The following is a 14,557-nucleotide window of genomic DNA, read 5'->3' as shown; positions in this document are numbered from 1 at the left end:
TTATTGCACCCAGGCGAACGCCCGTTTCAGTTCGGCAATGGCGTTTTTGTCATACCAGCGGCCATGCGCTATAATAACCCGTTGTGGCTGCCAGTCGATCATTTGTGAAACCGCACGGCGCAAGGCCGGTTTGTAGCCGATAAAGGTGGCCCGCATATCGCGCGGGGCTGCGCCGTGCGGGTCCATGGATCCAAATATCCTGATCAGAAAACGCCAAAGCGGGCTTTTGATTTTGTCGGCCTCAAAATTTTCGATCAGGTCGGTCAGGATCAATGTTTTGGATGCGCGGTGGAAAAACACGGCTTCGGTCAAATACCCGCCGCGCACCACCAGTTGGTCAATTTCACCCGACCAGCCTGGATCGGCAGCATTGCCCAGAAGGTGGTCAAATTTGATGTCCAGCCCATTGGCGCGGGCGCGTTTGTCAATGCCGGGCACCCCGAAACTTTGTGCATCGGGATAGGCCCTTTGCCATTGTGGGATACTGGCATAATGAATGGTGTTGGGTGCAATCAGGTAACGGACCGGGCCAAGGGCATCTATTGCAATTTGCAGGGCCGGGGTCAGTTTGATTGGCGAATGCAGCCATATTTCGCCGCTTGACTGGCGAATAATCGTCATGCGGGTGGGAAAGGGCAGCTTTAATCCCAGATAGCGAAATCCGATGACCGGTCCATCCACCAGCCAGATGTTTTCATCAATCTGTTTTAGAACATTTAGCGGCTGATAGGTTTCTATCTTAAACATGTTGGTCCCCGCCCGTGCCGTAAAAAGACCTGTAAGGTTATTTATCAGGAATGATCTTACCTGGATTTAAGGTGTTTTTGGGGTCAATTGCCTGTTTGATCGCGGTTAAAAGCCGTATTTTTGCCGGGTCGGCATAATGGACCAGTTCTTTTACTTTTAACTGGCCAATACCGTGCTCGGCACTGATCGACCCGCCGAGATCTGCGACGATATCGTGAATGTCGCGGTTTAAATCTTCCCACTGGGCCAGAAATGTTTCGCGCGGCATGTTTTCGGGCTGGCTGAAATTGAAATGAATATTGCCATCACCGACATGGCCAAACGGACAGGGCCGAATGCCGGGAATGCGTTTGTGCGCCTGGGCAATGCCCCGTTCAATCAGGGCCGGAACCGATGATACCGGCACGGATACATCATGCTTGATGCTGCCGCCTTCGCGGGTTTGGGCCCCGGGGATGCCTTCGCGCAGTGCCCACAGATTGGCGCGTTGTGCATCTGATCGGGCAAGGGTGGCATCCGTGATGAAACCGTTTTCAAGGGCGCGTTCGAGCAACCCTTCCATCACGCTGGTCAGATCATCATGCGGGCGCGACGAGGTGATTTCGATCATCACATACCACGGGGCAACGGTTTGCAACGGGTTGACGCAATTTTGAATGTGGCGCAGGCATAAATCATGGGCAAACCGGCTCATCAGTTCAAAGGCAGCAATGGCATCGCCGGTTTCACGCCGGGCCAGAGCCAGTAAATCAAGCGCCCCATCCACACTGCCCAGCGCGACCCACGCCGTTGCCAAATGGCGCGGATGGGGAAACAGTTTCAGGGTGCAGGCCGTGATAATGCCTAACGTCCCTTCTGATCCGATAAACAGGTCGCGTAAATCATAGCCGGTATTGTCCTTGCGCAATTTCGAAAGGCCATGCCAAACCGTGCCATCGGCCAAAACCACTTCCACACCCAAAACCAGATCGCGGGTATTGCCATAGCGTATGACGTTTAATCCACCGGCATTGGTGGCAAGGTTGCCGCCAATCTGGCAACTGCCTTGGGCGCCAAGGCTTAAGGGAAATAACAGGTCGTGATCGCTCGCCGCTTGTTGAATGCGGTGCAGGATGGTTCCGGCCTGTACCGTCATGGTGAAATCGCGGGCATCAATATCGATAATCTGGTTCATGCGGGCCAGATTGATCAGGATTTGCCCACATTTTGCCACTGCACCGCCGCAGCGCCCGGTATTGCCACCTTGCGGCACCAGGGCAATGCCCGCTATGTGGCAAAGTCTTACACAGGTGGCGACCTCGTCCGTGCTGGCAGGGAACAGTACAATCTTTGCCGCCCCGGCAAATTTGCCCCGGGCTTCGCGGTTATGGTCTTCCAGCACGCCAGCATCCATGCTCCAGCCTTTGGGGCCAAGGGTGGCTTGCAAGGTTGCCACAAGGTCGGCTGGCAGGGGCAGGGGGGGCGTGGCTGTTGTGTCAGTCGAAACCGGTGCGGACATGAAGGGTTCCATCGTAACGATGTTAACTTTGTGCTTTTGGCTTGGGCTTAGGCCTGGCTGCGCGGGGCGGCGGCCCGTTTCATTCGGTCATTAATGGCAATGCCCAGTCCGTCATCGGGGATCGGGCAAATGGCAATTCCCTTGACCCGGCATTGGTCGGCCTGATGCAACATGGCAAACAGGTTTGCAGCTGCCTCGCGGTCATCGCCGGATTTTGACAGCCATAAAACCTTGGCAAACCCGTGTGTGATGCAATCAGGGCCAAAGGCCAGCAAGACTTCGTCGCCAACTGTGTCATCGGGGGCTGTGGCATTAAGCCGCACGGGCAGGCCCGGTGCGTAATGGCTGCTGAGCATCCCGGGCGATTTTGGGGCCGCATCATCGGTTTGTGCCATGACAACATCGCTGCCGACAACCGCGCTGATTTGGGCTGCCGTGATGCCACCGGGGCGCAAGATCACCACCCGGTCGGTGGTTAAATCGACCACGGTGCTTTCAAGGCCAACACCACAGGGGCCACCATCAAGGATCATGGAAACCGCATTGCCCAGTGACGCTGCCACATGGCCCGCTGTGGTCGGGCTGATGCGGCCTGACCGGTTGGCTGACGGGGCGGCGATGGGCCGGTCGGCGGCGCGCAAAAGTGCACGGGCCAAATCATGGGCGGGTACGCGTAGGGCGATGCTGGGTAAACCTGCTGTGGTCAATTCGCAAATGGGGCTGTCGTCGCGTTTGGGCAAGACCAGTGACAGGGCACCAGGCCAAAAGGCAGCAGCCAGTTTATCGGCGCGCGCATCAAACACCGCATGGCGCGCGGCGGCGTCGCGGTCGGGGAAATGGCTGATTAGCGGGTTAAAGGACGGGCGTTGTTTGGCGGCAAAAATAGCCGCAACCGCATCTTTGTTGGTCGCATCGGCCCCCAGCCCGTAAACCGTTTCGGTCGGGAACGCGACCAGTTCACCGGCGCGCAATTTACCTGCGGCCTGGGCAAGGGCACCTTCGGAATAGGGTCGGATGGTCAGGGCGGGGGACATGGCACCACCATTGATAAAATTTCAGTCTATAGAAAGACCTAGCGATACTGGGCGCTAAAGGCAAGGCAGATTGGCAGGCGATGTTGCAGTGCAGTGGGATGCCCCGTCGGGTTTCAACAAATTCTGGCACTATGAATCTGCAATATTGAATTGTAGCGTCTGACAGCATAGGGTCAAGAACTGGCATTCTGAACAGCCTGTTCGTGCGTGGTGCGTGCAAATGTTTGCCAGCGGCTTTGTCCGGCCTGCCGGTAAACACCCACGTCAGGCCCCCCACGGTGTTTTCACCGCACGGAGGGCTGTTTATGTCTTTGCTCAGGCTGTCTGTCACCCTTCTTCCTGCGCATATCGCCATCCCGCTGGCACGGGTCAATCTGGCATCCTTTGTCTCGCAGATCATCCAGATCGGGGTGATCGACACGCTGTTGCCCCTCGCGCTGACCAATGCCGGATTGGGCGAGCGGCATGGCGGCATGATGTTGTCGCTTTACTGGGTTGCAGATTTGATCGGCGGGTTCTTTGTTGCGGCGATTTTGCGCAAGGTCCATCCCTTCATCCCGCTTTTGATCAGCGGGCTATCGTTTTGCGTCCTGATCATGGTTGTGATGTATGCGCCGCAATCGGTTTTTGTTCTTCCGGCAACCCTGTTTGCCGGGGTCGGGTTGATTTTGCGCTGGGTGGTATGTGACGGGCTGATCGTGCAGTTGGCCCCGCACGACAAAATGGGGCGTGCGGTTGGATTTCACGAAACGCTGATGGGGCTTGGCATTGTTCTGGGGCCGATCCTGATTGGCTGGTGTGGCGATGACGCTATGGCCATGTCGGGCATTGCGTTTGTTGCCGCAATTATTGCGCTGGTTTGTGGCTTTGCCCTGCCGCGTATTGAAATGACATCGATGCAAAAGGGGGCCGGGGCCGCCCTGCGTCGCTGGATCGATCATTGGGATCTGGTGTTGATTGCTTTTGTTGCGGGATTTGTTGAAATCTGTTTTTTGTCGGTTCTGCCCTTGCAGGCCCAACGCGATACCGGCCTTGCCGATGCCGGGTTGTGGCTGGCCGCCATCTTTGTGTTTGGCGGCACGATTTGCCAGCCGCTTATTGGTTATATGTCCGATAAAGGCGGCCCAATCAGGCTGTCCTGGTTATGTTTTGCTTTGCTGCTGGCGGGGGCTGTGCCGTTGGCGTTTGCCGACTATGGTTTTTTCGCTGCGATCATTCAGTTTGTATTGGGTGTTGCGGTGGCGGGGCTTTATACCGCTGCCGTCCTGATCGCGGCCTGTGGCCGGGGGCAGGGATATCAGGTTGGGGTTTTGGTGCTGGTTTCGCAAAGCTATACTTTGGGGGCTATTGTCGGTCCGTCGGCAGGAACGTCGCTTCTGGTGATGGTGGGAAGCTGGGCCTTGCCTGTACTGGTCTTGCTCTCGGCCGGGGGGGCTGTGTTGCTGCTGATGATGCGCCGGAATGTGCAACAACCCGAAATTTAACGCCAAACACCGCAGAGCCGCCAATAAATGGCGGCTCTTTTACGCTATAGTTCGGTATCGCTCCGCGGTAGTGATCCGAACCGCGTCGCCGTTTGTCCGGCGGCTATTTACGTCACCTACACGTTGTGTGGCGATGAATACATGTTGCGCCAATTTTGCATAAAAGTCAAGTTTTCTGCGGTTTTTATGCTGTTTTTTCGTGGTAGGGCGATGGTGCATCGCCAACGTGATATGTTGCTGATTATGGTGCTAAACCTTGATGCTTCGTGGCGGTGCAGCATTGTTGCGCAGGCTGTGATGGTGGTGAAATGCGTCGGGGCTGGCTGGTTAATTGTGTTACGACCAACCCCAGTATGATCATGGCAACGCCGGAAATGCGGATTAAATTTACGGGCTGTATCGGCAATCCAACCAGCCCGAAATGATCAATCAGCAGCGATGCAATCATTTGACCGGCAATAACGGCGACGATGAAGTTGGTTGCGCCGAGTTTGGGGGCAAGCAGTAATGCTGCGGTGATGTAAATAACGCCCGCAGCACCGCCCATCCATATCCACCAGGGATTTTTAGCGGTTTCTGAAAAGGTGGGGATTGAAACTTTAAAGGCCATCATCACAGGAATAATGATAGCAATGCTGATCGCCAGAGAAACCAGCGTTGCCCATAACGGATGGCCCAGCAAGCGTCCGAGCGTGGCGTTTGCCCCTGCCTGAAAGGGCACAGCGGCGCCGGCTAACATGGCAAAAACCAAAAGAAGGAAGGAACCCATATTTTGCATGATTGTATTTCCCAAAAGTGAAATGCGTATGCGTCATGGTATCTATCATTCAAATTATGAATGGAAATTCGTATTTAGAACCTTCAATATATGAATTATGAATAATTTATCGGCGATTGATCTGAACCTTCTGGTGGTGCTAGATGCGCTTTTGGCGGAGCAACATGTTTCGCGCGCGGCATTGCGCCTTAACAAAAGCCAACCGGCTGTTAGTCATGCTTTGGGTCGGTTGCGGATCCTGCTTGATGATCCTCTGCTGGTGCGCCGGGCTGGACAGTTGGAGGTAACGCCGTTTGCGCGTAATCTGGCGCCAGAACTGGCCGATATATTACGTCAACTTCAGGATTTGCTGATAACACCCGGGTTTGATCCCGCGACAGCACGCCGAACCTTCCGGCTTGCCATGTCCGATTACGGGGCCGCACTTTTGTTGCCACGCCTCATTAAAGTGCTACGCAAAGAATCCCCCCATAGTGACCTGGTTGTCAGTCAGGCGGGACGTGATGTTATGCAGTCACAAGTCATCGAAGGTGAAATTGATCTGGCTTTGGGTGTGTTTCCCGAACGTCGGCTCGATGTGTGTGATCATTTTTTGTTTTCTGAAGACTTTATCTGCGTGGCAGATAAGACCCGTTTTCCAGATATGGCAGCATGTAACCTAAGCCAGTATCTGGCAAGTCCGCATATTCTGGTGGCATTGCGCGCCGATAGTACCAGTGAAATTGATGTCGCCCTGACCCGCGTAAGGGAACACCGCCGGAACGCGGTCATTGTGCCGCATTGGCGCATTGCGGTTGATCTTGTGCGGGGAACGGATTTGATTTTGACGGTGGCGCGGCGCATCGTAGCGGGTCAAGATAAATTTGAAGGGCTTTTTATGTTTGAACCGCCAATTGATATTCCGAAATTTGCGTTCCGGCAAATATGGCATCGCAGGCGCGACGGTGATCCGGCACATATTTGGTTGCGTCAAATCGTAGCCCGCCTTCTGGAGGCTTCGTAACACCGACGTTGAAATTCTGTTTCGGTATTCGGCAAGACGTGCAATGCCCGGCCCGCCGAATACACGACAAGGGCGCGTTTTATCCTTGATACTTAACCGGCACCGACGGGCTGCGCGCGATGAAATACGGGTTGGCGAAATCACCTTTGCCATACACAAACGGGCGACCATCCATGTTTTCAACCGTGCCGCCCGCCGCGGCCAGAACGGCATGGCCCGCGCCAATATCCCATTCCATGGTGCGGCCCAGGCGCGGGTAAAGGTCGGCTTCGCCCTGCGCGATCAGGCACAGTTTCAGCGAGCTTCCCGCCGGGCGCATTTCGCGGACTTTCAAATCACCCAGAAATGCTTTCATGGCGTCGGGATCCCCGTGGGATCGCGATCCCACCACCACAATGCCATCCTCGGGCATGGGGCGCACGGTGATGGTGGTGGTTTTGGGGTCGGTATTGTTTTCAATCAGCTTGGCGCCATCGGGGCCACCAAAATACAGTTTTTCCAGTGCCGGGGCATAAACAACCCCCATAATCGGCACGCCTTTGGCAATCAGCGCAATATTTACGGTAAATTCGCCATTGCGCTTGATAAATTCCTTAGTGCCGTCCAGCGGGTCGACCAGCCAGAAAAAATCGGTTTCGTCGGAAACATCGGGCACATTGCCTGCGCCCGCACTTTCCTCGGAGACGATTTTAACATCGGGTGTCAGGGCGCGCAGGCCGGGCAGGATGATGGCCTCGGCGGCTTCGTCGGCTTCGGTGACCGGCGATGCGTCATCTTTCGTGCGCACTTCAAAATCGGTTTTATAGATTTCCATGATCGCCGCCCCCGCCTTGCGGGCAATTTCGATCAGGCCGTTTTCAAGGGCATGGGCATTTGCAGGCAAGCCGTTGGTCATGGGAAATCCTTTGTCTGGGAGAATATGTTCATAGGAATGACCTAGGCAATTTTATATCAAAGGTCCAGTCCGTATCTTAACCGGTGCTCTGGATTAGCCGGGATGCGCACGCCACAAGACGCCTTTGGCAAAGGCTTCGCGGCTTTCAATCGCGCGGGTGACAAAGCGTTGCGCTTTTATGGTGTTTGACCAGTAATCCATCGGCAACCCTGCCTTGCGTTTCAGGTGACGGACAAAATCTGTCGGGTCGGGCAGTTGATCCCAGACTTGTGGCAAAAAAAGGCCGCGTTTGTTGCCATCAGATAAAATAATACCGTCCTCAAACGGGGTCAGCCTGTCGATAAAATCGGCTTCGCTTTCAAAGGGAAACGGCTGTGGTTTTGATAATACCGAAATCGACATTTCCAGATCATCCGTCAGGTCTGCCGCCGTAATTTTGGCAAAGCGCGGGTCGCCAAAGGCCGCCTTGAAAGCGTTTTCACACACATCTTGCGCCAGAGCGCGATGTGCGATGATGGAACCAATGCACCCGCGTAAATCGCCATTTAACTTCAAGGTCACAAAACAGGCACCGGGTTGTTTCAGCTCATCTGGCAACGTGTCGATGTTCGCTTGCAGGGGGGCATCCTGCGCCAGCCCATGGCGGATGGACTGGCTGGCCAGGCTCAGCAAATCCTTGCCATGCCGGTTCAAAATATTTTGGGTGGTATCGACAAAATCTGTCTCATCGTTGATGTCGTCATTTTGCGGATCAGACGCCAGGCCATCGTAAAATGCCCACGCGCCATAGCCGACCACCCGGGATGTATCGCCGCTGGTGGCACTGGAATTTTGCAGTGAAAGCGTTTTCACTGTCATCCCACGCTTGCGTGCTACGCGCAGCAAACCGACAATCGGCAGGCACCCACAGGCATCGTCAAACCCCAGTTCCTCGGCACGGAAATTTTCAATCAGCTGGCGGGTGCGGTCATCCATTTGGCGCGCCGTGGCATCATCGTGAAAATGCGACAGGTCGGACGAAATCACGATCAGGGTTTCCGGCCCGCCCCACAGTTTTTCAACCACTTCTTCAATCTGGTGGGCGGCACAGCGGCTTACCAGCAGTGGCACAATTTGCACATCGGGCTGGCCCGCAAAAAGATGCTGAATAAACGGCAGTTCAATTTCCAGCCCGTGTTCCTGCACATGTGCTTCATTAAGCCGCTGCACCTGCGGCAGGGCCAGAGCGCTGTTAATAGCGGCCCCATCTACCGGTACGGTGCCCAAAGGGGTGGCAAAAGCGGTGGCATCGGCTGCGGCAATGCCCTGAAACGCCATGCGATGCGCCGGGCCGATAATCACCACGCGCTTGATTGTATGGATCGCTGGTACAACGGTGGCAAAGCCATCGGCGGCGATGGCACCGGAAAACACCAGCCCGGCATGAGGCACGATAATGGCCTTTGGTGCGCTTTCACGGGGGGCGTGTGTGGTGGCTGATGCCATCAGCTTTGTTATGGTTGTGCGCAATTCTTCGGCATCGGCGGGATAAAATGTTCCGGCAACGGCGGCAGGGCGAATAATAGTCATGACGCATCCCTTTTGATCTGCGATCCTTTGCAAAACATAGCGCGCAAGACCAGATTTTCAAAGGATGCTACATTTTATTAAACAGGCGGACCCCGATCATGATGACCACGCCCCCGGCCAATACCAGTGCGCAAACACCCCCAACCGACACCGTGCCAGGTCGCTATTGGCACCAGTTGGACGATGGCCGCATTCAATGTGATGTCTGCCCGCGTTATTGCAAGCTGGCAGAAGGGCAACGCGGATTGTGTTTTGTGCGTGCGCGGCAAAATGACCAGATGGTACTGACCACCTGGGGCCGGTCATCGGGGTTTTGCATTGATCCGGTTGAGAAAAAGCCGCTGAACCATTTTTTGCCCGGCAGTCCGGTTTTGTCCTTTGGCACGGCGGGCTGCAATCTGACCTGCAAATTTTGCCAGAATCACGAGATATCCAAGGCGCGGCAAATGGATGCAGTGGGCCGCCTGGCGACCCCGGATATGATCGTGCAGGCCGCCCGGCAATGGGGCTGTTCGGCGGTGGCCTTTACCTATAACGACCCGGTGATTTTTCTGGAATATGCGGTGGATGTGGCCAAGGCGTGCCGGGCGGCGGGGATTAAAACCATTGCCGTAACAGCGGGCTATATTGGCAAGGATGCGCGCGCCGAGTTTTTCCGCCATATGGATGCCGCCAATGTTGATCTGAAAGGCTTTACCGAGGCGTTTTATCATAAATTGTGTTCGGCCCATTTGAACGATGTTCTGGAAACATTGGTTTACCTGAAACGGGAAACCGGGGTGTGGTTTGAACTGACCAATCTGGTGATACCGGGCGAAAATGACAGCGAGGGCGAGTTCGATGAAATGACCCGCTGGATCATGGCCAACCTTGGCCCCGATGTGCCCCTTCATTTCAGCGCCTTTCACCCGGACTGGAAAATGATGGAGACGCCTGCCACCCCGGCAGAAACACTGATCCGGGCGCGGGACATCGCCATGCAAAACGGGCTGCGCTATGTGTATGTCGGCAATGTGCATGATCACGCGGCATCAAGCACTTATTGCCATCAGTGCAAGACAAGGCTGATTGGCCGGGACTGGTATGAATTATCGGACTGGAAGCTCGACGCACAGGGCCATTGTACCGAATGCGGCACCGCCTGTGCCGGTGTGTTTCGCCCGCAACCGGGTAACTGGGGCCGTAAACGCCAGCCGGTGCGGTTAAGTGTGGTGCAGACGAGGCCGTAACGATGATATGATCCGTGTTTTGTTATTTGCGCCGGCGTGGTGCTGCGATAAAAGGGGGGCAGGGTGGTTTGCAAGGGGCGAACCCTTGCCCTTGCATGGGACCAACTGATTTGAACATACGACCTGCCATTGCCCGCGATGTGGATGCTGTTTTTGCCATTCGTTTGAAGGTGAAAGAAAACCGCCTGACGATGGCGGAACTGGCGGCGCGCGGCATTACCAAAACGGCGTGGCATGACTGGCTTAATAACGGTACCGGGATGTGGGTGGCGGAAACAGGCGGGGCAATAACCGGCTTTGCCATTGCCCTGCCCAGGGAAGCGACCTTGTGGGCCTTGTTTATTGACCCGGAATATGATGGGCAGGGCATTGGCAGTACCCTGTTAAAAACCGCCGAGGACTGGCTGTTTGCACAGGGCTGCACTGAAATATCACTGACCACCGATAGCGACCCGAAAATTCGGGCGCATGGTTTTTACGACCGTCACGGCTGGGTTTTAACCGGTGATGCCGATGACGGGCAGGTGGAATATGTCAAGGGGGCTAATCCGGGCCTGTGGCCGGACGATTTGCTTGATATGCCGGTGTAACGGTGGGTGGCCCTATGATTTTTTCATAGGGCCACAGACCAGTATCGGGGCATAGCGCAGGATGAAGAACAGCCAGCCGCCGATCCAGCACAAGGTTGCGGTTGCCAGTATCGTCAAATAATGGCTGCCTGCAACGGGCGCGATCAGGCGCAGTGCTGTTGCCAGCCAGATTAACGAAAACCCGATGGTGAACAATTTTCCGGCAACAAGGCTTCGCCCGGTATGGCCCAGGGCCGCCCGTCCGCCAACTGCCATGATCATGCAGGCCATTGCCCCGGCTCCGCCAGCATGAACAGCGTCATTGATGGCGTAGAAATCGGGGCGCAGCAGGGCAATGCCAACCAGCATCAGACATATGGGAAGCCACAAATAGGCGATATGAAGCATCCAGATCAGCGGATCGGTTAGGGTGTGGATGCCGCGCCAGCGCGACAAGCGGGTAAAATGCAAAATCGCCGTTATCATCAGGACAATCCCGGCAACCTGCTGCCACGGGGTAAAGGCCAGAATAGCTGAAACGAGCAATGCCACCATGCATAGCGCGTCAAAACGGTTAAACGAAACAGGTTCGGCAATGTCGGGTAATTTTCCGTTCCGCATCAGCCAGTTGCGGGTGAAGCCGGGGATAATGCGCCCGCCAATCAATGCGATCAGAACCAGAAAAATGAAAATGCCCACGCGGGGGAAAATTTCGGCATCAAGGGCGATGGTATCGCGGGCCGCAAGAATAAACAGCGCATCGGTGATGGCAAGGGCGGCAATTACCGCCAGCAGTTTCAAATTGCGACGGTTTTTCGCTTCTATCAGTTCGCGGGCGGCGAACGCGATTAACACGGCAAAATAGGTCAGTTCGGCGACCAGCAAAACCACGACATTGATGTCGGCGGCAAATATCATTGCCACCCGGCCCGCCAGCCAGCAGGCGGTTAACAGCATGATAACAGGGCCGTGAAGGGCCGGTCGCCCGGTCCAGTTGGCAATGGCGGTGAGCAAAAAGCCGCCCAATGCCGCCCCGCCAAAGGCAAAAACCATTTCATGGCCATGCCAAAGTGCTGACGTGCCCAGTTGCGGTGCCCAAACGCCATGAATCAAGGACGCCATCCACCACACCACGCCAATAATGGCCTGCAAACCGGCCAGCAAAAATAACGGGCGAAAGGCCCCGCGCCAAATCGGCAGGGTATTTTTGCCTGGTGCTGAACGCGGTGCGGGATCGGTGATCAGAATGGGAATGGGGCGCGAAACCATGATGTGACCTTGCTGCTTGGATAGGATGAACCACCATGGTGCATTGCTGTGAAATCGTTGCCTTGATTTTTAGCAATTTTAGAGTGGCGATGACCGGCTAAATGAATGATTTTTTTGTTTCTATACGGGATAACCCTTTCTTTCGGCGGGCATCACGTTAAATTGGGAAGATTGGGTTTTTGACCCAGACAGGATAAGTTCAGGATATGCCCGCAGTTGGGTGGCGGGCCAAGACCCTTTAAACAGACCCAGAAAATTTCAGGAGTCCTTTCCGATATGAAGATCACTTTTTCCGATCTCGCAGTTCCGGCTTCCGGCGCGGTTGTGGCCTTTGCCACCGAGGGCGGCGATCTGATGCCCAGTGCCGTTGCGCTTGATGAAGCAACCAAAGGCGTTGTGACCCGTGCAATCAAAGCCTCAACCTTTAAGGGCAAGTTCGGCCAGAATCTGCAAATTCTTTCACCTGCAAATGTGGAACTGTCGCGCATTGTTATTTTCGGTATCGGCAGCGAAGCCGAATTTGACGTGATTGCCGCGCAAAAACTGGGCGGCCAGGTAACCCTTGCCGCACAGGCAACCGGCGAAAAAGAAGTTGTCGTCCTGTTTGACATGGATGATCTTGCGTGTGATTTTGCCACCGGCTGCGCCCTTCGCGATTACCGGTTTGATAAATATCGCACCACCGAAACCAAGGACGACAAACCGGCGCTGAAATCGGTTTCGATTGCACTCAAAGAACCGAAAGAAGCCAAAAAACAGTTCGAGAGCGCCAAAAAAGTGATCGACGGTGTGTTTTTTACCCGCGATCTGGTGTCTGAACCGGCAAACGTACTTCATCCCGAAAGCTTTGTTGCCGAAGTGCGTGCTTTGGAAAAGCTGGGTGTCGAGATTGACGTTCTTGACGAAAAGGAAATGAAAAAGCTGGGCATGGGTGCGCTTTTGGGCGTGGCACAGGGGTCGGCACAAAAGCCTTATCTGGTGGTGATGCGCTGGAACGGTGGCAAGAAAAAAGAAGCCCCGATTGCCTTTGTTGGCAAAGGGGTGACCTTTGATACCGGCGGGATTTCGATCAAACCGGCGGCGGGCATGGAAGACATGAAGTTTGACATGGGCGGTGCCGGTGTTGTGTCGGGCCTGATGAAGGCACTGGCGGGCCGTAATGCCAAATCAAACGTCATTGGTGTGATTGGCCTGGTTGAAAACATGCCGTCATCGACCGCACAGCGCCCGGGCGATGTGGTGACATCGATGTCGGGTCAGACGATTGAAGTGATCAATACCGATGCCGAAGGCCGTCTGGTTTTGTGTGATGCTCTGACCTATGTGCAGGAAAAATACGATCCGAGCCTGATTGTCGATCTGGCAACATTGACCGGGGCGATCATTATTGCACTTGGCCATGAAAATGGCGGGCTGTTTTCCAATAATGACGACCTTTCCACCCAGATCACCAATGCGGGCCTTGCGGTGAACGAGCCGGTCTGGCGGTTGCCGCTGGGCAAGGCTTATGACGATCAATTGAAATCCGACATTGCCGATATGAAAAATGTTGGCGGTCGTCCGGCAGGGTCGATCACGGCGGCACAGTTCCTTAAACGCTTTATCACCAAGGATCGCCCGTGGGCGCATCTTGATATTGCGGCTATGGCCTGGGCCGTCAAAGACAGCGACGTGGCCCCGAAAGGCGCGACCGGCTATGGTGTGCGCCTGCTCGATCGTTTCGTTGCCGATAATCACGAAGCCTGATTTTTGCTTTTCCCATATCGGGGCAGGGACAATCCTTGCCCCGATACGGGTTTGCATCGTATGACACATCTATGAGCGATATCTGGTTTTATCATTTAACCAATACCCCGTTAGATCGGGCCTTGCCGACGCTTTTGTTAAAAACACTGGAGCGCGAAAAGCGTGCTGTTGTGATGACACAGGGCGACGCCCGGCTTGATGCGCTTAATACCCTGCTTTGGACCTATGACAAGGCCAGTTGGCTGCCGCATGGCAGCGCACAGGATGGCGATGCCGACTTGCAGCCGGTCTGGCTGACCATCGTTGATGAAAACCCCAACAATGCCCAGTTTTTGTTCCTGACCGACCGTGCGGACAGCGAAAAAGTCGCCGATTATGAACGCGTGATCATGCTGTTTGACGACCGCGATTTTGATGCGGTGGCCGAAGCGCGCACGCGCTGGAAAAACTGGAAAGATGCCGGACATAAATTGTCCTACTGGCAACAAACACCCGGCGGATCGTGGGAAAAGAAAGCGGAAAGCTGACCCGCGCGGTGTGATGTGACGCCCGCCCCTTATCTTCCATCGCCTTTAAACATCTTCTGTCCGATTTTGTGGTTTGGCCGTGTTTGTCCACAGGTCGTTGTTTCGATTCTGTTTTTTTAGCCCTCTGGAAGTATGGGCTAACTATCCCCACGTATATAAAATGCTGTGTGTATTTCACGCAGAATTTAATGTCGTTTTTCGATGATACC

At 54.9% G+C, this 14,557-nt stretch carries 13 protein-coding genes; 6 read left to right on the top strand and 7 right to left on the bottom strand.

All coding sequences use genetic code 11. From position 1 onward, the window contains the following. The 3 genes from AAC086_RS13860 to AAC086_RS13850 are packed head-to-tail and all read right to left on the bottom strand — an operon-like array spanning position 1 to position 3,279. Positions 1-747 carry a DUF4336 domain-containing protein gene (locus tag AAC086_RS13860; RefSeq protein WP_339779422.1) on the bottom strand — a complete coding sequence of 249 codons (747 nt, stop codon included), beginning with the start codon at positions 745-747 and terminating at the stop codon, positions 1-3. 37 nt (positions 748-784) lie between these two features. Further along, positions 785-2,245, bottom strand: a complete 1,461-nt coding sequence (locus tag AAC086_RS13855; RefSeq protein WP_339779421.1) for an FAD-binding oxidoreductase — start codon at positions 2,243-2,245, stop codon at positions 785-787. Between the two features lie 47 nt (positions 2,246-2,292). Next, positions 2,293-3,279 carry an L-threonylcarbamoyladenylate synthase gene (locus AAC086_RS13850; protein WP_339779420.1) on the bottom strand — a complete coding sequence of 329 codons (987 nt, stop codon included), beginning with the start codon at positions 3,277-3,279 and terminating at the stop codon, positions 2,293-2,295. A gap of 305 nt (positions 3,280-3,584) precedes the next feature. Here AAC086_RS13850 and AAC086_RS13845 point away from each other — a divergent pair, with 305 nt between their 5' ends. Next, positions 3,585-4,763, top strand: a complete 1,179-nt coding sequence (locus tag AAC086_RS13845; RefSeq protein ID WP_339779419.1) for an MFS transporter — start codon at positions 3,585-3,587, stop codon at positions 4,761-4,763. 241 nt (positions 4,764-5,004) lie between these two features. Here AAC086_RS13845 and AAC086_RS13840 read toward each other — a convergent pair whose 3' ends face one another. Then, on the bottom strand, positions 5,005-5,541 hold the full coding sequence (locus AAC086_RS13840) for a DMT family transporter (RefSeq protein WP_339779418.1): 537 nt from the start codon (positions 5,539-5,541) through the stop codon (positions 5,005-5,007). Positions 5,542-5,638: 97 nt separating this feature from the next. Here AAC086_RS13840 and AAC086_RS13835 point away from each other — a divergent pair, with 97 nt between their 5' ends. Continuing rightward, positions 5,639-6,544, top strand: coding sequence for a LysR family transcriptional regulator (locus AAC086_RS13835; protein WP_339779417.1), 906 nt, complete (start codon positions 5,639-5,641; stop codon positions 6,542-6,544). A 79-nt stretch (positions 6,545-6,623) separates the two neighbouring features. Here the strand turns inward: AAC086_RS13835 and cysQ are convergent, their stop codons facing one another. After that, positions 6,624-7,439 carry a 3'(2'),5'-bisphosphate nucleotidase CysQ gene (gene cysQ / locus AAC086_RS13830; protein ID WP_339779416.1) on the bottom strand — a complete coding sequence of 272 codons (816 nt, stop codon included), beginning with the start codon at positions 7,437-7,439 and terminating at the stop codon, positions 6,624-6,626. A gap of 93 nt (positions 7,440-7,532) precedes the next feature. Beyond that, positions 7,533-9,008, bottom strand: coding sequence for an AmmeMemoRadiSam system protein B (amrB, locus tag AAC086_RS13825; protein ID WP_339779415.1), 1,476 nt, complete (start codon positions 9,006-9,008; stop codon positions 7,533-7,535). Between the two features lie 98 nt (positions 9,009-9,106). On the opposite strand from amrB, the gene amrS reads away from it, so the two are divergent. After that, entirely contained in the window at positions 9,107-10,237 is a 1,131-nt protein-coding gene (gene amrS, locus AAC086_RS13820) for an AmmeMemoRadiSam system radical SAM enzyme (protein ID WP_339779414.1), read from the top strand. 110 nt (positions 10,238-10,347) lie between these two features. Beyond that, the gene (locus AAC086_RS13815) at positions 10,348-10,827 is read left to right on the top strand and encodes a GNAT family N-acetyltransferase (RefSeq protein ID WP_339779413.1); all 480 of its coding nucleotides are present in this window, start codon (positions 10,348-10,350) and stop codon (positions 10,825-10,827) included. Between the two features lie 12 nt (positions 10,828-10,839). Here AAC086_RS13815 and AAC086_RS13810 read toward each other — a convergent pair whose 3' ends face one another. Further along, positions 10,840-12,075, bottom strand: coding sequence for an NnrS family protein (locus AAC086_RS13810; protein WP_339779412.1), 1,236 nt, complete (start codon positions 12,073-12,075; stop codon positions 10,840-10,842). Positions 12,076-12,351: 276 nt separating this feature from the next. Here AAC086_RS13810 and AAC086_RS13805 point away from each other — a divergent pair, with 276 nt between their 5' ends. Then, a complete protein-coding gene (locus AAC086_RS13805) occupies positions 12,352-13,821 on the top strand; it encodes a leucyl aminopeptidase (RefSeq protein ID WP_339779411.1) in 1,470 nt (489 codons plus the stop codon). Between the two features lie 71 nt (positions 13,822-13,892). Next, positions 13,893-14,348 (top strand): DNA polymerase III subunit chi, encoded by a 456-nt coding sequence (locus tag AAC086_RS13800; RefSeq protein ID WP_339779410.1) that lies wholly within the window; start codon positions 13,893-13,895, stop codon positions 14,346-14,348. The last annotated feature ends 209 nt before the right edge of the window (positions 14,349-14,557 follow it).

It is taken from the genome of uncultured Thalassospira sp. (assembly GCF_963976115.1).
In the GTDB taxonomy this organism is placed as follows: domain Bacteria; phylum Pseudomonadota; class Alphaproteobacteria; order Rhodospirillales; family Thalassospiraceae; genus Thalassospira.
The sequence above is the reverse complement of the archived record's forward strand: the minus strand, read 5'-3'. Positions and strand labels throughout refer to the sequence as shown.